This is a genomic window from Pontibacter anaerobius, assembly GCF_026241195.1.
Classification (GTDB): Bacteria; Bacteroidota; Bacteroidia; order Cytophagales; family Hymenobacteraceae; genus Pontibacter; species Pontibacter anaerobius.
This window is the reverse complement of the sequence record NZ_JAPFQO010000006.1, coordinates 266,888-284,393: the sequence shown is the minus strand read 5'-3', so window position 1 is coordinate 284,393 and position 17,506 is coordinate 266,888. Positions and strand designations below refer to the sequence as shown.

Here is a 17,506-nt window from a genome sequence, read left to right as displayed (position 1 = left end):
ATGCGAGTTTTTCCGGTGCCCGTGAGGGCATTGCGACGCAGGAGCAAAGGAAAAGCTCCCAGCGCGATGCCCAAGGACGAGCCCTCCCGGGCTGGAGGGAGCCAAAGTCAGAGGTGAAACTTTGAACTCGTAAGACTGAGGATAAGCAGAGGCTAGAAAGGATAGCTTGTGTCAAGCTGCGGGAAGCAGCGGCTATGGAAGTATAAAGTACGGCTCACGCGGATTTGGAAATCCGCGGCAGAGAGGTTTCGGACTGGGATGTCCGGAACAATGGTAGCGGCAAGTATAAAAGTATGGCCAAAGTATGGGGTATGGCTTTCCAAGCCAGTTGCGTTACAAACTCAACACCATAAAAGGACACAAGTCGGAAGATTTGCGCCAGTAGGTGTAGAATGACATAAACGAACACTTGCGCCAGAGAGTCAGCAACCAGATAACTATTTACCCTTCCTCGCCAGCTGCACCACTAAACCAGCAATTTCCTCCGGCTTCTCCTCCTGCAACAGATGGCTTGCCTCCAGTTTATGCGCAAAAGGCAAATTAGCAGCCTGCAGTATTTCTTCGCCGTATCGATCAAAACTGAGACCGGGGTCTTGGGTGCCCCAAATAACCTGTATCGGGTGTGGCACATTTTCCACCGCTTGCATACACAAACTCCTAAAATCCTCCGATTTCTCAAATTGCCGCATGATCTTCAGAAAAGCTGCCCCATCATCCTGCCGCTTAAGCAAATCGATATAAGAATAAATTTCTGCTTTCGGAATGTCATCGGCATGCGCAACCGCCATTTTGGTGAAGCCGACATACCAGGTGGTGTGGGTAAGTGCTATTAACTCGGCCTCCCCCAGCAGCGGAACTTCAAAAGGACGCATGGGCAGGGGCTTTTTAAAATTTACCACGTCAATCCAGGTGTTCAGAATAGTCAGCGAAAGTACTTTTCCCTTGTTCTCCGCAGCCAGGGCAAAGCCAATTGGCCCTCCTATGTCATGCACTACCAGGTGGAATTTCTCAATGCCTAATACCTCGGTAGCCTTGGCCAAAAAACGGGCAAAACCGGGAAAGGTATAATCAAAATCTTCAGGTCTGTCAGAGAGGCCGAGGCCGGGCAGGTCCACACAGACGCCACGCATACCTTTGACTGCCAACTCCTTTATTACCTTGCGGTATAGAAACGAGGAAGTAGGTACCCCGTGGATGCAGAACACCACCTCCCCTTCTCCTTCGTCCAGCACAAAGGTTTTCACCCCATCCACGTTGATGTATTTACCTGCGGCCTCATGCACTTCTATCACATCCGCCACTTCTTTGTCTGTGCTCATAGCTTTATCTTTTTTAACTCGCTGATTCTTCCTCCATAGCATTTTTGTAGTCTATCACCGCTCCGATGAGCGAGGCTTGTACAAACGTTTGTGGAGTGTTGCCCAGATGCTCCCCGGTTTCAGGGTCACCTTCTTCTGGCATCAGCCCCACATCATTCATAAAAGCGAGTGCTGCGTGCAATGTATCTTTAAACTTTTGCCATTCTTTCCGCATCACCCAGTACTGCGCCACCCAAAGCGTGCCAGCCAGAAAAGCACCTTCTTCGCGGGCGTCTGTATCTACCAAGTGCCGGCGAAAGAGGTTGTTGTGGCAATGATCGCGTTCGAGCACTTCGATCGTCTTCAGCACCTCCGGGGTATCAGCATCGGTGTAGGCCCAGATCGGGAAAAGTATGGCGCTCACATCCACCGCCTCAGCGCCGGCATAGGCAGCGTAGGCCCCCTCCGGCGTAAGGCAGTTCTCCTGTACAAATTCCCGGATATCGGCTGCAGCTTGACGCCACCGCTGTTGCTGCGCTTTATCCTGGCTGTGTTCAGCGATGAATTCCAGGCTGACGGCCGCCACTACTTTGCTGGAAGTATAATGCAGCTGCTGCGTCTCCTCCCAGAGGCCATGGTCTTTTTCTTGCCAGTGATCAGCCAGGTAATCGGCTAGCATACTTACCAGTTCCCAATGCTCACGGGTCTGGAAGCGGTTGTAGATGAGCTTGGCCGAAAGCAGTACGTTACTGATGGCGTCAAGCTGCAGCTGGTCATTAGCGTCGTTTCCAATACGGATGGGCAGGCTTCCCTCATACCCACGTAAATGCTCGATGAGGCGCTCGCCTGGAGCAGGCTTTTTATCAAGAGTAAAGAACGGCACCACTGGTTCCTTCACCCCATGCAGGGCATCGCAGAGAAAACTCAGAAAGCGCCGCTCTTGCTCCCCGTCTGAGCCGGCGCGGGTAAGGGCGCTGGAGATCATGGCGGCATCACGCAGCCACACATAGCGGTAATCCCAGTTTCGGTTGCCTCCGGGCACTTCTGGCAGCGAGGTGGTGCCAGCGGCAATAATGCCTCCGTTTTCGGCATATGTCATCAGGCGAAGCACACGCAACGAATTACGGACCTCCTCTTCGTACGGGCCGTGGTAGGTGATGTGGCTGCTTACCTCCTGCCACTCTTCGCGCGTTTTAGCAAATGCCTGCTCTAGCACATCCCCGCTTGCTTCCAGTTGGGCTTCGCTAAGTATAAACCAAGCGTTTTCACCGGCAGGTACCTCACAGATAATTTCGTTTTCATTGATCTCCAGAGGATGCGAGGCATACAGGAAAAGCATGTTATTTATACTTACCCCGCCGCCGCTAAGCATCTGCAGCTGCGGCTCCTCGAAAGTATAATCAGGGCGAGGGGAAAGGACGACACGAAGTATGGCAGGCGCTTTGGAGAGCCTTCGGCAGATGCCGTTGAAGTTCGCGCCCATGGGCATGAAGTCCTCCACCTGCAGTTCTCCGGCTTCGCACCTAAGTATGGTTTGCAGCATGGTGCTATCGTTGTGGTAGGCGCGGGATACAAAATCCAGACCCGGGGCTTCTATTTGCCAGCTCCCACCCAACTGAGGGTCAAGCAGGCTGGCAAACACGGCAGGTGCGTCGAAACGGCGGGGGCAGTACCACACCACGCTCCCCTCCTTGGAAACATAGGCGCAGGTACGGCGATCCCCGATCAGGGCCAGGTCACGGATGTTAGTTTGTCTGACAGTCATGAGCTAAAGCAGCGCTGTTGCGGCTGTTAGCTTCATACGAAACAAAGGCGCTGTGTGGTGAGGATGCCATTAAAGTATAAACTACACCTGCCTGCTTGAGCCAAGACAAAGTATAGCTTACACGAACAGAAACTTACACTGTCGTTCGAGGAAGCACTGCATTCAGGCTATCGATCAGCTCTTCTAAGGAGGTCATTTTATCCAGTGCTTCCTTTGTCAGCAGAATCTCTACCTCTTCCCCTTGCAGGGCTACCAACGGGAATTTGTTGTATACTTGACCGTGCGGCCACTCGTTTTTGTAAACAAACCTTACCTCCAGGGGTAATTGCTTAACATAACTTTCCCACTCCGGAAAAGCAGTAAAGTTGCCGTAAGTCAGGGAGCAGAGGCTGCAAGGGTATGTTTTGGGAGAAACGATCTTGTGCGTGAAATCAACCAGCTTGTTAAAGAAGCCCGTTTCGGCGTTATAGACAAAAAGCAATGTAGGTGCCATGGGTCAGGTTTTTCGGTAGGATACAAAGGAGTGATAGAAAACCAGCAGATAGCCCAGCGCCAGCATGCTGTGGAAAATCAGCAAGTTATACTCGGCCTCCGCCACGCCCCAGGCCGCAACAACCAGGAACAGCAGCCCTAGCCCCCCCTCCAGGTAAGTAGTTACAGGCATTTTCAGGCTGAGGTACAGGTTTTGCTGCCATTTGTGTTGCCGCCCCTCCAGGTTAAACTTCGGGGTTCGGATAAACGCTGACTTGCGGCCGGTCCAGCCTTCCCACACCGCCACGGCATTGTGCAGCGCCATGCCCATCGACACGGCCAAAAACAAAGGGTAGTATAGTAGAAATCCCCTTACACGATTTATATTTGTAGACTTGCCTAAGAAATTTGCCTGAAAGTATACCAGGCTGATCACCAGAAAACTCAGGAGCATGACCGCCCCGGCCCTGAAGACCACCTCCGGCAGCAGACTGTTCACCTTACCCCAAAGCAGGGGTACACTCGCCAGCGAGGCCAGCAGCACCGCCACAAACACCGAGCTGTTGAGTAGGTGCGCCAGGGCGTGGTACTTGGTCTGCAGGCTTTTTGGGGATCGCAGCACGGCCCCCAGGTGCTTCACCGCCGACTCGGCACCACCTTTGGTCCAGCGGAACTGCTGCGATTTCAGGGCGCTCATGACAGGCGGCAGCTCCGCTGGCGACTCCACCTCGGGCAAGTATAAAAACTGCCAGTCCTTCAGTTGGGCGCGGTAGCTCAGGTCCAGGTCTTCGGTCAGGGTATCGTCTTGCCAGTTGCCGGCGTCCAGGATGGTGGTTTTGCGCCACACGCCCCCGGTACCGTTAAAGTTGATAAACGCTTGCTGGCTGTTGCGCCCCACCTGCTCCACGAAGAAATGCGCATCCAGGGCCAAGGCCTGCAACCGTGTAAGTATGGAGTACTCCTTGTTCAGGTGGGTCCAGCGGGTTTGCACCATGCCCAGTTTCGGGTTGGCAAAGTATGGGATGGTCTTTTGCAGAAAATCAGGCTGCGGTGTAAAATCAGCGTCGAAAATGGCGATGAACTCCCCTTGTGCCAACGCCAAACCATACTTTAAAGCACCCGCCTTAAAGCCCGTGCGGTCGGGGCGGCGGATGTGCTGCAGGTTCAGGTGCGGGTATTGCCTTGTCTTCCCCCGTATGAGTTCCGTGGTTTTATCGTCGCTGTCGTCCAGCAGCTGAATTTCCAGCTTATCGGAAGGGTAATTCAGCTTCGCCACCGAATCGATCAGGCGCTCCACCACATACTTCTCGTTGTAAACCGGCAATTGCACCGTTACAGCAGGCCATACTTCTGGGGCAGGCGGCGCCTCTCTTCTTCCATGTCTCCGGAACCGCCGGAACCGGTATAGCAAATGCGCCTGCGCCACGCTGTACAAAAGTATGAACAGCATGGCCAGGGCATAAACAACAACACAAACAATAAGTATAAATTTCATTAACTAAGTACCTTAACAGAATCATTTCCCGTGAGCACAGGGATGTCGGTGATGCGGCCCTGCTCCGGCCCGTTCTCCAGTTTCAGCACGCCACGGGGGCATACGCTGGCACAGATGCCGCAGCCCACGCACGAGGCCCGCACGATGTTCTGCCCACGCTGCGCATACCAGCGCACATCGATGCCCATCTCGCAATAAGTGGAGCAGTTACCGCAGGAGATGCATTGCCCGCCGTTGGTGGTAATGCGAAACCGGGACTTGAACCTTTGTATCAATCCAATGTAGGCGGCCAGCGGACAGCCAAAGCGGCACCACACGCGGTTGCCCATCAGTGGGTAAAAGCCTACGCCCACCACACCAGCAAAAGCAGCCCCTATCAGGAAGCCGTACCACTGGTGCAGCACGTCCGTAGACTGCCGAAGCAGCGCAAACTCCGTGAAATAATTGGCAATGGTAAGTATGGTGATACCCGTGATGAACACCAAAATAGGATACACCATCCAGCGCTCCACTTTCCAGGCTTTCAAGGATTTGTCGGAGAGGTGGCGGTAGGGGTCGCCGGCGGTTTCGGCGAGGCCACCACAGCCGCACACCCAGCTGCAGTACCAGCGCTTGCCATAGAAGTAGGTGAACACCGGCACGGCCACCAGGATCAGCAGAATACCCCAGATAAGCATAAACATGCCCAGGCTGCCGCTGCCCAGCATGCTGGCCACACTGTACTCAAAGAAGAAATCGTAGTCGAGGGGCCAGATGTTTTTGAAATCGTACCAAGGCTTGTTGAGCAGCACCAGGACCTCTGGGATAAGGAAGGCAAAGCTCAGCTGGAAAAACATAACCGACGCGGTGCGCAGCAGCTGGTAATTGTTGCCGCGGTACCTGCGGAACATGCGAACGCCCATCACAAGTATAGCCAAAGTATAAATGGTGCCGTACAAGAACCACTGGCTGGCCGGCCCTCCCGACAGCGCATGACTCAGCGGGTCCACGAGCAGGGTCCAGTTCACAATGTACTCCGGGAACCAGTACAGCAGCATGTACACCAGTATCAGGTACGCGCCCAGGCTGATGCCGACAACACCCCGCGATTTGTTGGAGGAGAACATGATACCGTTGTTTTTGATGCCTTCCGGCTCACCTTTATACTTTGGCAGGATGTAGAAGAGCGCCCCCGCTGCCCCCAGCACTACGGTAAGCAGCAGTAAAAGCAGCTTGTTGTTTTTCACGAATCCCTCGCTGGCAACTTTGGCAAGGGTAAAGGCATAATCGTCCCAAATCACCCGGTCCCATTGCTGGCTGTTTTTCTGCTTTTCGTTGTAGGCATCCAGGTAAGAATTAAAATCGGTGGCAAAGGCAAAGCTGGACGAATAGGTTTTGCCCAGCATCGGCTGTAGCTCCTGTCGCAATACCTCCACGTGCTCCTGCTTCACCGACTGCGCCATTTCCGGCTCCGACAGCTCGAAACGCCCCATAAAAAGCAGCGCGTTAAAAGTGAGCAGCGCCAGCAGGAACATACCCAGACCTATACCTTGCAGTGTTTTCATCTTTATAATTTCCCGTCCCCATCCCCTAATGTAAAGAGGCAGCGAGGTTTCGTTCTAAACTTTTTCTGCCGTAAGCTTCCAGCTTGTGGCAATGTTTGAGGCAAGTTTTAAACTTGCGTGTGTAACTACTCCTTTGTATTAAAGCTGCTTCGGGCATCTGGGTCCGAAGCTATTCCTACTGCGGACGTCCACGTCCGTGTCAATGTTCATTGGGACATGGATGTCCCCTTCAGATAGCTTCCGAACCCGGAGGTCCGAAAGAGCAGATTTTATGTTCATGTGCTACAGCCCCAAGAGGGCCGCCAGCATACCTTTTTTCTTTTTCTTCTCCGGCTCCAAGTTTGTGCCGAACTGCCGGTTATAAGCCTGCAGCATTTCATAATTGTGCTTTGCATAAAACTCCGGATCGAACAAAGCCTCCTGAAGTTTTACCAACACCTCCTCCACCGTCCGGTTCTCCTTGAGCGCCCTGTCAAAAAACTCGTGGCGCAGGCGCAGGCCGAAAGCGTTTACCCCGTGCAGTCTCTTGTCGGTTCCGTTAAAAACAGCCCGGAAGGCAATTTTCCCACTTTCATGCTCCCAATAGAATGATGCCACCGGTTCCTCCCAGGTGTTGGGTACCATGCCATAGGTCTGGTACTCGATGTCGAAAAACTTGGCAGAGTTGAACCAGGGGCCGGGGTTATACTTCACAGGCTCGTGGGTAAGGTTGTGCGCCAGCGTTTCGCCGTGCATGCGGCCGGTGTACCACACCTGTTCTACACTCTGCCTGTTAGGCAGCGGCACACGGTACTCGGCACAGTCGCCGATGGCAAACACGTTGGGGATATTGGTGGCGAAATGCTCATTCACCAAAATGCCTCTGTTTATCTCCAAAGCCGTGTTGCGCACCAGCTCAATGTTTGGCCTCACGCCAACCGCCAGCCCTACAAACTGGCAGGGAATTTCTTCTCCGGATGCGGTTACAACGGCTCTTACGCGGCCGGTCCCATCGTCCAGCAACTCCTTCAGCTCTGTCTGCAGGCGCAGGTCCACGTGGTGTTCCCGCATGTGGCGCATCACCAGCTCCGACTCTTCTTTCGGCAAAACATGCTCCCAGAAACCCGCCTCCCGCACCAGAAACGTAACAGGTAACTTCCGGCTCAGCAGCATCTCGGCCATCTCTACCCCTATCAAACCTCCGCCTACTACCACGGCACGCTGGCAGCTGGCGGTACTTTCGTTCATTTTCTGCAGGTCCTGATAGCTGTACAGCCCCTGCACCCCCTGCAGCTCCTGCCCTGGCCAGCCGAACATATTCGGTTTAGAGCCCAGCGCCAGAATCAGGATATCATACTTTATCGGCTCCTGTTGCTGTAGCTGCAGTTCTTTTTTTCCGAAATCTATACTCGTCACCCAGCCATGCACGAGCTGGAGGCGGTTTTTCTCCCAGAACCAGTCCTCGTAGGGCTTGGTGTGCTCATACTTCATGTGGCCCATGTAGATGTACATGAGTGCGGTGCGGGAGAAAAAATGCTCGGTTTCGCCGGAGATGATGGTGATCTGCGCCTCGCTGTCGCGTTTTCGGAGATGGCGCGCGCAGGTAACACCCGCAATGCCGTTGCCGATGATCACGATGCGGCGGCCCTTCGTTAGGATGCAAAAATCACCTGTATGTACGCTATCTTTCATGCAATTGCCTACTCCTGTTTACGCTAGCAAGCTCGTGGTTGTCTATTATTGATGTGGTCAAATTTACCTCCATTTTACGGATGCGCCTACACCTTTCCGACAAAAGGCTACCAACCATCGGCAAAAGGGTGCAAAAAGGAAGTTGCTGGCTAAATCGGAAATTCTGAACAATTAACGGATATTTGTGTAAAGTATAGAAGTGAAGTCTGCCTACGCACATACCGCCGTTTTACTCTTCACCCGCACCTCTGCCGAGGAGGCGCAGGCAAAACGCTTCTGCCGTAGTCGCCGCAAAAGCGAGGCTATTGCCATCGGCTTGATCAAACGCAGCCGGGACCTGGTGCAACAGGCAGGGCTTCCGCTCCTCCTTATCGACTCTTCCAGGCAGCAGGGCAGTTCATTTGGAGAGCGACTGCAGCACGCGTTCCGACAGGCCTTTGCACAGGGTTACGAGAAAGTGATCTGCCTGGGCAACGACACCCCGGGCCTGACACCGGCCACCCTGTTGTCCGCTGCCGATGCGCTGCAGCGGCAGGATTTCGTGTTCGGGCAGGCAACCGACGGCGGCGTTTACCTGATGGGCATGCACCGCCATACTTTGCCGCAACTCGATTTCTCGGCCATCACCTGGAACACCCCGCTGGTTTTTGAGGAGCTCTGCCAGCAAACGGCCGCTGCCGCCACAGCCATACTTGCCCCCATACTTGCCGATGCTGACACCGCCGGGGATGTGATGGCCCTGAGTGCCCAGCGTGAGTTGGGTAGTTTCTCCGACTGGCTACGTAACCTGCTGCTTTCCTTCAGGCCGTACGTTATACTTTATACTTCCTGCACACCACAGGCTATACCTGCTGCCACTAGTTTGCGTGGCCCTCCCCTTAGCTGATCCTTCACAGACATTAAAGGCTAAAGGCGCTCAGGTATACTTTATACTTCGGGCTGCACTGCCTTTTTTTACTTCATCAGCTAACAAGGCTACTAATTTACATGCGATTTCTTTTACTCACACTTGGGTACTTACTGCCCATGGCTGCTGCGTTTGCGCAAGGGGCGATAGAAGTAACGGTGCTGAACCCGAAACTGGAGCCAGTAGCGGATGTGCAGATTTCAGCCATTAATGAGGCGATTGGCTTCAGCGCCACCCGCACCACCAACAGCAAGGGCATCGCCACGTTCAGCGGTCTGAATACCGCCGGCAGCTATACTTTGCTTTCCGCGGAGAACGAGACTTATACTTTTGTGTCTTCGGAGCCAGTCACACTGCGGTCAAATTTTAAACGCACCGTAACGCTGGTGCTGCCCTTCCGGCGGGAGGTGGATCTGCAGGGAATAACGGTGTATGCCCCCAGCGCCACCCGCATCAACCTATACAATGCCGAGGTGTCGTCGGAGATGCGGATTTCGGAGATCAGGGAAATGCCGGTGGAAGGCCGTGATGTGTCCAGGGTGCTGTTCCGGCTGCCCAACGTGACGCAGGCCACGGGCTTTTTCCCGGAGGCTCCCAATGTAAGTATAAACGGTGCTAACTCCCTGTTCAACAACTACCTGATCGATGGCCTCGACAACAACGAGCAGTTCCTGGGCGGAACGCGCTTCAACACGCCTGTTGGCTTCGTGCAGAACGTGTCGGTGCTGACGAACAACTACTCCGTTGAGTTCGGCAACACTGGCAATGGTATCATCAACATCACCTCGCGCTCCGGCAGCAACGAGCTGCAGGGCGAGGCTTTTTTCCTCACACGCCCCGGTTTCCTCGACGCCTCCTCCCCCTACGCCCAGCGCGATCTGTCGGGTAACCAGGTGAAGGACGGTTTTCAGCGGTACCAGGCGGGCTTCGGCGTGGGCGGTCCCATCATCAAAGGACAGACGTTTTACTACCTCAACTACGAGCATACCACCGACCAGAAGGATAACCTGCTGAGCAGTCCGGCTTTGGGTGTGAGCGAGACGGTGCGGGGCAAGAACTACTTCAACTACCTCTCCGGTAAGATAGACCACTATTGGAGCGACCGCTTCCACTCAGCTATCCGGGCAAATGTGGGCGTTGTGGGCATCGGGCGGCAGGCCGGCGGCTTAACGGGAGGGCTTAATTTCCCGTCATCGGCCAGCGACCAGGTGCGCAACTCGCTCAACCTGGCCAGTACCAACGTGTATACTTCCGGCAACCTGACGCTGGAGACCAACCTGCAGTACGCCCGCTTCCGCTGGGATTATGCCGCCCCCGACAACCCTACCAGTCCCGATGTGGCGGTGGCCGGACCTACCGGGGAGACAGTGGCCGTGCTGGGCCACCCAGGCTACGCCTTCGAAAGTATACAGCACACCCTGCAGGCGCAGCAGAAAGCCACCTGGAGCCAGGGCAGCCATACCTTTAAAGCCGGTGCTGAGTTCCTGAGCACCGACCACGAACTGTTTGGCGGCGGCAACCCCAACGGCAGCTACCGTGTGCAGCTCACGCAGGCGCAGCTGGATGACCTCCGCGCAGCCAACCCGGGCACGAGCCTAAGTATAAACGATATTCCTGCGGATGCTTTGGTGACGAATTACGCCGTGGAACTGCGCCCGACTTCGTTTGGCAAGCGGCAGAACATTTACAGCCTCTACTTTGAGGATCAACTCCAGGCTACCGACCGCCTCAACCTGACCCTCGGCCTGCGCTACGACTACGATAACCTATCCAAAGGTGGCGGCAGCGATAACGGCGATTATAACAACCTGGCCCCGCGCCTGAGCTTTAACTACCAGCTCACGCCAAACAGCTCCGTCCGGGGTGGCTTTGGTTTGTTTTATGATAAGGTTTTGTACGCCATTTACAGCGACGCCCTGCAGCAGAACAACAACTCCGAGGCCTTCAAGAAACAGCTTTCATACTTTGTGGAGCAGGGGATTTTACCGGCTGGCACCAGCCTGGACCAGGTGACTTTCAACGGCAACCTGACGGTGGGTCAGAGCAACAACGCGGGTCTACCCTACGGCTACCTGCAGGGGCCCCCGGTGGAGAGCTTTGCAGGGCAGCGCAACCTGTTCAGCAACGAGCGGCGTATCCTCAACCCCAACGGCTACGACAACCCTTACACGCAGCAGTTCTCGCTGGGCTACCAGCTGCAGATGGCCACGAACAAGCTGTTTTACATGGACCTGGTGTATAACCGAGGCCGCAACCTGTTCCGCACCGTTAACCTGAACGCCCCCGCCGCCTGGGACTACGACCGCAGCCTGCAGGAAGGCATCGCCCGCAGCAGCGCCTGGGCCGACGAGACGCGGCCACTGCCGATCTATGGGGACTATGCCATCATTGATGGGGAGCGAGTGGAGGGCGTGGCGCGCAATCTGGTGATGACCGAAACGAAGGGAAAGAGCAATTACTACGCTGCCAGCTTCAACCTGCAGAAGGACAAAGCCGACGATCAGTTCTCCTATCGCCTGATTTATACTTTGTCTTACCTGGAGAACAATACCGAGGACATCAATTTCCGGGCGATGGATGCCAACAACTTTGAGGCCGAGTGGGGGCCGAGCATCAACGACCGCCGCCACGTTATCAACGCCATTTACAACTACTACCCGCTGCAAAACCTGACGCTGACGGTGACGGCGTTGCTGCAGAGCGGCCAGCCCGTCAACCGCATCCCGGATGCCGCAAAGTATAAAGTGGTAAACCGTGATGGAAGTCCGGTATTAGATGCCAGCGGCAACCCAATCTTTACCAACGACCTGAACGGCGACGGCTCCGCTTTCGGGGATGCCTACGTGGGCAACTCGGACCGTCACCCCGGCGAGGGACGCAATTCCGACCGCTTGCCTTGGTCCAACACCTTCGATACAAGCGTGCAGTATTTCATACCTTTCGGGGCGGATAGAGAAAATGGCCTGGAAATCCGCGCCGATGTGTTTAACCTGTTCAACGCCGAGAACCTGAGCGGTTACAGCAACAACGCCACCCAGAGCAACCAGATACAGGCGGGGCCGGCCAGCAGCGGCCTGTTGGTGCGGAGAAACGCAGCCCCGCCACGGCAGTTTCAGTTTGGGGTAAGGTATATTTTTTAGTTAAAAAGTTAGAAAGTTGAATTAACAGATGAGCAGCGCATTTCTCTGCCGCAAGTTTTCAACTTGTGGCTTACGATGGTGTTGAGTTTGCAACTCAACTGGGCCAGAGGCCCAAAAATAGCCGGGCACAAGCGAGGACGCTTGCGCCATGGATGGCAGTTTACAGCAGCTATACTTACTTGAGAAACGCATTTGAAAACTTGCCCCATGCACAGCCACAAGTTACGCTCACGCTAAACTTGCGGCAGAAAAGAGTAAAACCATGAAACACACAAGTATACTTTTACTACTCCTCACCCTCCTGCTTAGCGGTTGCGAAAACAGCGATCGGCCAGAACAACTAAACGTGCAGCAGGCCGAGTGGGCAAGTATAGAGCAGGCCGCCAGAGGCACCACTGTGGAGATGATGATGTGGCAGGGCGACCCGCTCATCAACAAGTACATGCAGGACTATGTGAAACCGCAACTGCAGGTGCAGTACGGCATCACCCTGAACATTTCCTCCGGGCAGGGCAAGGACATTGTGGGGCTGGCTTTGGGTGAGAAGGAAACCGGCAAAGAAACCGGAGAGATGGACGTGGCCTGGATCAACGGGGAGACTTTTTACCAACTGCGCCAGCTCGATGCGCTTTACGGGCCATTCACCAACCTGCTACCCAACAACCAGTACGTGAACTGGCAGAACCCTTTCATCGCCCAGGATTTTCAGCAGCCGGTGAAGGGCATGGAAGCGCCCTGGGGCAATGTGCAGCTGGCCTTCATCTACAATGCGGATAGAGTACAAAATCCGCCTGCTTCTTTTGAGGAGCTGGAGACCTACATTAAAGAAAACCCCGGCACTTTCACCATCCCCAACGAGTTTACCGGCATGACTTTGCTAAAATCCTGGATGATCGCCTTGGCTGGGAAAGGAGAACTAGCCGGTGCGTTTGATGAAGCCAAGTATGAAAAGTATAGCCAACAGCTCTGGCAGAAGCTCAACACACTGAAGCCATACTTTTGGAAGAAAGGGGAGACTTTTCCGGCCACGCTTTCGCAGCTGCACCAGCTCTACGCCAATGGCGAGGTAAACTTTACCTTCAGCAACAACGACAGCGAGGTGGACAACAAGATTCTTCAGGGTGTTTTTCCGGAGAACTCCAGGGCTTACGTGCCGGAGCCGGGCACGATCCAGAACACGCACTACCTGGGCATCCTGAAAAATACCGGCAACTTACCGGGGGCGCTGGTGGTCATCAATTTCCTGCAGTCGCCGGAGGCGCAGTACCGCAAAGCCAGCCCCAAAGTATGGGGCGACGGCACCGTACTGGATATTGAAAAGCTACCTGCAGATTGGAAAAAGAGGTTCCAAAACATCCCTGCCCGCCAGCACGCCCCTGACCGCAGCAGCATCCAAAACAGCGCCTTTGAGGAGTTGGCCCCGGATTACATGATCCGATTGTATGACGATTTCAGAACTGAGGTTATTGAGTAAGAGAAAGCTATACCTGCGCAGTGTTTTCCTGCTGTTGGCGGTGCTGCCAGTAGTGGGCGGCTTGCTCTATGGCCTGGCGTACAGCCTCGGGCTGGCGGGCGCGCTGAGCAGCGGCTTCACCCTGCAGCACTGGCAGGATGTGCTGGCCAGCGGGGCGTTTCTGCACGCGCTGGCCTACAGCGTATACATCGCACTGTCTGCCATTCTGGTTGCCACCTCGGCCGCCCTTTTCCTGACTTTATACTTTAAGAAAAGCCTCCGCCAAGGTGCGATGAGTTACCTTTTATACTTGCCGCTCACCATTCCGGCGCTGGTGATGGGCTTCTTAGTGTTTCAGCTGCTCACCAAATCCGGGCTGGCCTCGCGGGTGGTGTTTGGCCTGGGGTGGATAGCGGACCTGCAGGACTTCCCCAGCCTGGTGCACGATTCCTGGGGCTTCGGGATCATACTGGCGCATGTGCTGATGGCCGTGCCATTCCTCACGCTGCTGTTCCATGCCATTTACCGGGAGCAAAACCTGGATCAGCTGCAGCAGGTGTCGGAGAACCTGGGGGCAGGCCAATCCCATTTCGTGAGGCGCATTGCCATCCCTACCATTCTTACAACGGCCGCCCCGAACCTCCTGCTATACTTCATTTTTGTGCTGGGGTCTTACGAGGTGCCGCTGCTCATCGGAAGTCAGCAGCACCAGATGGTGTCGGTGCTGGCGGTGCAGAAATTCCATCGCTTCAACCTGCTCGACATCCCGCAGGGCTATGCCATCAGCGTGGCATTTACGCTTTTTGTGTTGCTCCTGCTTTCCATCAGCTTAAAAAAACTGCAGCGCCATGGGTAGGAAAATCCTCACCGCCATACTTGCCACGGCCATTCTGCTGCCCTTCCTGTTCTTCGGGATGCTATCGGTGGGGCAGGCCTGGTTTTACCCGAGCGTTTTGCCGCAGCGCTTTACGCTGGCCAACTGGCAGGAGCTGCTGGCGGGCCAAAGTGAGCTGCAGGTAAGCCTATTGCTTTCGGTTATACTTGGTTTGGGGGTGGCTATACTTTCCACGGTGGCCGGATTTGTCATCAGCAGGGAGATTGCCCGGGCAAAGTATAAAAACCGCTGGCTGCTGCTGGCTTACTGGCCTTTTGTGCTCTCGCCGGTGGTGCTGGCCATTCTGGTGCAGCGCTTTTTTCTTTTAACCGGGATGAGCGGCGAGGTGATCGGGGTGCTGCTGGGCCAGCTCATACTTGCTTTTCCGTTTGCCGTGATCTTTTTCCAGAGCTTCTGGAGCCACGAGGTGCTGCAACTCGAGCAGCAGTCGCAAACATTGGGCGCGACTGCTGTTTATACTTTACAGAAGGTGCTTTTGCCGCTGGCCAGGCCGCTGCTGCTCATCTGCTTCTTCCAGACTTTTCTCATCTCCTGGTTTGAGTATGGGCTGACGCAGTTCATCGGGGTAGGCAAGGTGAAAACGCTCCCGATCCTGGTGTTCAAGTATGTGAACGAGGCGAATAGCTCCCATGCGGCGCTGGCTTCGCTACTAATCATGCTACCCCCTGCCCTGCTGCTGTGGACCAATAAGAAATTTATATTTAGAGGAATCTGATGCTTACGATTGAGAACTTACACAAGACCTACCACACGCACACCGTGCTACATCAGGTGACGCTGGAGCTGCCGCTGGGGCAGGTGCTGGCGGTGCTGGGGCGCTCGGGCTGCGGCAAAACCACCCTGCTTAAAACCGTGGCCGGACTGCTAGTGCCGGATGCCGGAAGTATAAACTGGGCCGGCGCAAGTATGGAGGCCGCGCCACCGCGCAACCGTGAGATGGTGTACCTTTCCCAGGAGCCACTGCTGTTCCCGCACCTGAGCGTGTTTGAGAACATTGCCTATGGTTTGCGTGTTCGGAAAGAGGCTGAAGTGCAGGCGAAGGTCGAGCGCATGCTGCAGGAGTTGGAACTGCAGGAGCACGCACAGAAAAAGCCGGCGCAGCTCTCGGGTGGGCAGCGGCAGCGGGTGGCCTTTGGGCGCGCCATCATCTTTCTGCCGCGCGTGCTGCTCCTGGATGAGCCCTTCGCCAGCCTGGATGCCCAGACCCGCGCCAGCATGCAGCAGCTGTTTCTGCGGCTGGCCAGAAAGTACAGCATCACCGCCCTCTTTGTGACGCACGACGTGAAGGAGGCCCTGCTCATCGGGGATCGGTTTGCTTACATGGCAGCCGGAAAACTGCGGATCTATACTTCCGGGGAGGCTTTTATGGAAGACCCGACCACAGGCGTGCGCGACGAGCTGGCTTTCTGGAACTCCATCAACCACAAGATTACCAACCTACCATGACCCAAGACTTCAACCATATCGAATCCGTTTACTGGGTGTTCACGCAGCTTTGCAACGACGAGTGCGACCACTGCTACAACAACTCCGGCCCGAGGGGCGAACGCATTTCCGAGGCGGATTGCATGGCCATTATTGCCAACCTGCCTGCTAGCATGGACCGCCTTATACTTTCCGGTGGTGAGCCACTAGCTGATAAAAAGCTGCTCTACGCTATACTTGACCGCCTGCAGCAACGCTACCAGGGCCGCGTGCAAATTATGCTGCAAACCAACGGTGATCTGCTGAACGCTGAGATCCTGGACACGCTTTTGGAGAAAGGCATCACCCGCTTCGATATCTCCAGCATAGACCGTTATCACAAACATGCCGGAGCGCGCCTGATGGAGCTGGCTGAGCTCTTCGCCAGCCGCGGCGTGAACGGCGACGACAAAGACCCGCTCATCGAAAAAGACACCTATATCACCAAACATAAAGCCAGCTGGGGCTACTGGGGCGCTACCATCGATATGTGGCTGGGTGGCAACTGGGCAAGGGGCCGCGCCTACGAAAAAGGTATCTGGAAACAGGACCCGGAGCATAACTTCTGTGCCATCCTCTCGGGAGGCAAAGGATTTTTAACCGGAGCAGAAAACATCCCGCAGGAGATCTCGATACAGCTCTGGAAGATAAACCCCTGCTGCCCCGGCACCAAAATTCCCCTTGGTGATGCCCGTACCGAAAAGGTAGCCGATGTGTTGCAGCGCGTGTCCAAATCAGCAATATGGCAAAAGATAAACGAGGGCAACCCGCTGCAAATGGGTGAAAGTATAGGAGTCTCCGAAACCCACGCCAGGGAGCGCATCGCACAGCTCAAGAATATCTGCCTCTGGTGCGATGAGTTTTTCGAAAAGCACTACCAGGGCGAGCCGGTGGAGCGCAGCTGTGGTGGTTGTAGCAGGTAGCGTGAACTCGCGCATTTCTTAAAAAGGTTGAAGATTGTCATCGCCAACTCATTACCGAATAAAGATCTGGATCAGGATTTACAGGATTTTTAAGAGGGCCCCTACCCCCGGGATGGACAGGATTTTCCTGCAACACGCCGTTTATTTCTGTCTCGAGTCTCCAGATTCGTGTCCTACCCAGTGTGAAGTCTCCGGCTTCACTGAGGCTGCAGGCATCAGGTTGGGTTCTGTAGGCGATTAAGCTCTTCCTTGATGTAAGATTAGTGCTAGGGAACGATTATTCGACCCCTAGAGCTACGCTCGCTAGCTCAAAACTCACGTGTTGGCTAGTCCCGAGAGGGGAATTTCAGTGATCGACTATCTAACCACCCCTACCCCTCAGAGCTACACTCGCTACCTTCGAACTCGCGTTCTCGATAGTCTAAGGAGGGGAGACTGTAATTGCTGATGTTGAAGTGTAAGTTTCATAGTTGGGGATGG

Annotated in this window: 14 protein-coding genes; 7 read left to right on the top strand and 7 right to left on the bottom strand. The window is 54.9% G+C overall.

The annotated features are described in order from the left end of the window. Positions 1 to 152: 152 nt before the first annotated feature. The 7 genes from OO017_RS10265 to OO017_RS10235 all read right to left on the bottom strand — a co-directional run bounded on the left by OO017_RS10265 (position 153) and on the right by OO017_RS10235 (position 8,244). Positions 153 to 323, bottom strand: a complete 171-nt coding sequence (locus tag OO017_RS10265; RefSeq protein ID WP_266052389.1) for a hypothetical protein — start codon at positions 321 to 323, stop codon at positions 153 to 155. A 114-nt stretch (positions 324 to 437) separates the two neighbouring features. After that, positions 438 to 1,319: an alpha/beta fold hydrolase gene (locus OO017_RS10260; RefSeq protein ID WP_266052388.1), complete on the bottom strand. Its 882-nt coding sequence runs from the start codon at positions 1,317 to 1,319 to the stop codon at positions 438 to 440. Between the two features lie 13 nt (positions 1,320 to 1,332). Then, positions 1,333 to 3,063, bottom strand: coding sequence for a glycoside hydrolase family 15 protein (locus OO017_RS10255; protein ID WP_266052387.1), 1,731 nt, complete (start codon positions 3,061 to 3,063; stop codon positions 1,333 to 1,335). A 133-nt stretch (positions 3,064 to 3,196) separates the two neighbouring features. After that, a complete protein-coding gene (locus tag OO017_RS10250) occupies positions 3,197 to 3,556 on the bottom strand; it encodes a hypothetical protein (RefSeq protein WP_266052386.1) in 360 nt (119 codons plus the stop codon). 3 nt (positions 3,557 to 3,559) lie between these two features. Next, positions 3,560 to 5,029, bottom strand: coding sequence for a cellulose synthase family protein (locus tag OO017_RS10245; RefSeq protein WP_266052385.1), 1,470 nt, complete (start codon positions 5,027 to 5,029; stop codon positions 3,560 to 3,562). After that, positions 5,029 to 6,573 carry a 4Fe-4S binding protein gene (locus tag OO017_RS10240; protein WP_266052384.1) on the bottom strand — a complete coding sequence of 515 codons (1,545 nt, stop codon included), beginning with the start codon at positions 6,571 to 6,573 and terminating at the stop codon, positions 5,029 to 5,031. Before OO017_RS10240 ends, OO017_RS10245 begins: the two co-directional genes overlap by 1 nt. A gap of 282 nt (positions 6,574 to 6,855) precedes the next feature. Next, positions 6,856 to 8,244 (bottom strand): NAD(P)/FAD-dependent oxidoreductase, encoded by a 1,389-nt coding sequence (locus tag OO017_RS10235; RefSeq protein WP_266052383.1) that lies wholly within the window; start codon positions 8,242 to 8,244, stop codon positions 6,856 to 6,858. A gap of 199 nt (positions 8,245 to 8,443) precedes the next feature. On the opposite strand from OO017_RS10235, the gene OO017_RS10230 reads away from it, so the two are divergent. The 7 genes from OO017_RS10230 to OO017_RS10200 all read left to right on the top strand — a co-directional run bounded on the left by OO017_RS10230 (position 8,444) and on the right by OO017_RS10200 (position 17,026). Continuing rightward, positions 8,444 to 9,130: a TIGR04282 family arsenosugar biosynthesis glycosyltransferase gene (locus tag OO017_RS10230; RefSeq protein ID WP_266052382.1), complete on the top strand. Its 687-nt coding sequence runs from the start codon at positions 8,444 to 8,446 to the stop codon at positions 9,128 to 9,130. Positions 9,131 to 9,270: 140 nt separating this feature from the next. Continuing rightward, complete coding sequence (locus tag OO017_RS10225; protein WP_266052381.1) at positions 9,271 to 12,291, top strand: TonB-dependent receptor; 3,021 nt, start codon at positions 9,271 to 9,273, stop codon at positions 12,289 to 12,291. Between the two features lie 262 nt (positions 12,292 to 12,553). Continuing rightward, on the top strand, positions 12,554 to 13,765 hold the full coding sequence (locus OO017_RS10220; RefSeq protein ID WP_266052380.1) for an ABC transporter substrate-binding protein: 1,212 nt from the start codon (positions 12,554 to 12,556) through the stop codon (positions 13,763 to 13,765). After that, positions 13,758 to 14,600 carry an ABC transporter permease subunit gene (locus OO017_RS10215; protein WP_266052379.1) on the top strand — a complete coding sequence of 281 codons (843 nt, stop codon included), beginning with the start codon at positions 13,758 to 13,760 and terminating at the stop codon, positions 14,598 to 14,600. The genes OO017_RS10220 and OO017_RS10215 overlap by 8 nt, the downstream gene beginning before the upstream one ends. Then, positions 14,593 to 15,354: an ABC transporter permease gene (locus OO017_RS10210; RefSeq protein WP_266052378.1), complete on the top strand. Its 762-nt coding sequence runs from the start codon at positions 14,593 to 14,595 to the stop codon at positions 15,352 to 15,354. Before OO017_RS10215 ends, OO017_RS10210 begins: the two co-directional genes overlap by 8 nt. Continuing rightward, positions 15,354 to 16,085, top strand: a complete 732-nt coding sequence (locus OO017_RS10205; protein ID WP_266052377.1) for an ABC transporter ATP-binding protein — start codon at positions 15,354 to 15,356, stop codon at positions 16,083 to 16,085. Before OO017_RS10210 ends, OO017_RS10205 begins: the two co-directional genes overlap by 1 nt. Next, complete coding sequence (locus OO017_RS10200) at positions 16,082 to 17,026, top strand: radical SAM protein (RefSeq protein ID WP_266052376.1); 945 nt, start codon at positions 16,082 to 16,084, stop codon at positions 17,024 to 17,026. Before OO017_RS10205 ends, OO017_RS10200 begins: the two co-directional genes overlap by 4 nt. Positions 17,027 to 17,506 lie beyond the last annotated feature (480 nt).

Coding starts and splice junctions, on each gene's coding strand:
- OO017_RS10255 (WP_266052387.1), bottom strand. CDS start 3,063: ATGACTGTCAGACAAACTAACATCCGTGACCTGGCCCTGATCGGGGAT.
- OO017_RS10205 (WP_266052377.1), top strand. CDS start 15,354: ATGCTTACGATTGAGAACTTACACAAGACCTACCACACGCACACCGTG.
- OO017_RS10210 (WP_266052378.1), top strand. CDS start 14,593: ATGGGTAGGAAAATCCTCACCGCCATACTTGCCACGGCCATTCTGCTG.
- OO017_RS10235 (WP_266052383.1), bottom strand. CDS start 8,244: ATGAAAGATAGCGTACATACAGGTGATTTTTGCATCCTAACGAAGGGC.
- OO017_RS10260 (WP_266052388.1), bottom strand. CDS start 1,319: ATGAGCACAGACAAAGAAGTGGCGGATGTGATAGAAGTGCATGAGGCC.
- OO017_RS10225 (WP_266052381.1), top strand. CDS start 9,271: ATGGCTGCTGCGTTTGCGCAAGGGGCGATAGAAGTAACGGTGCTGAAC.
- OO017_RS10240 (WP_266052384.1), bottom strand. CDS start 6,573: ATGAAAACACTGCAAGGTATAGGTCTGGGTATGTTCCTGCTGGCGCTG.
- OO017_RS10200 (WP_266052376.1), top strand. CDS start 16,082: ATGACCCAAGACTTCAACCATATCGAATCCGTTTACTGGGTGTTCACG.
- OO017_RS10245 (WP_266052385.1), bottom strand. CDS start 5,029: ATGAAATTTATACTTATTGTTTGTGTTGTTGTTTATGCCCTGGCCATG.
- OO017_RS10220 (WP_266052380.1), top strand. CDS start 12,554: ATGAAACACACAAGTATACTTTTACTACTCCTCACCCTCCTGCTTAGC.
- OO017_RS10250 (WP_266052386.1), bottom strand. CDS start 3,556: ATGGCACCTACATTGCTTTTTGTCTATAACGCCGAAACGGGCTTCTTT.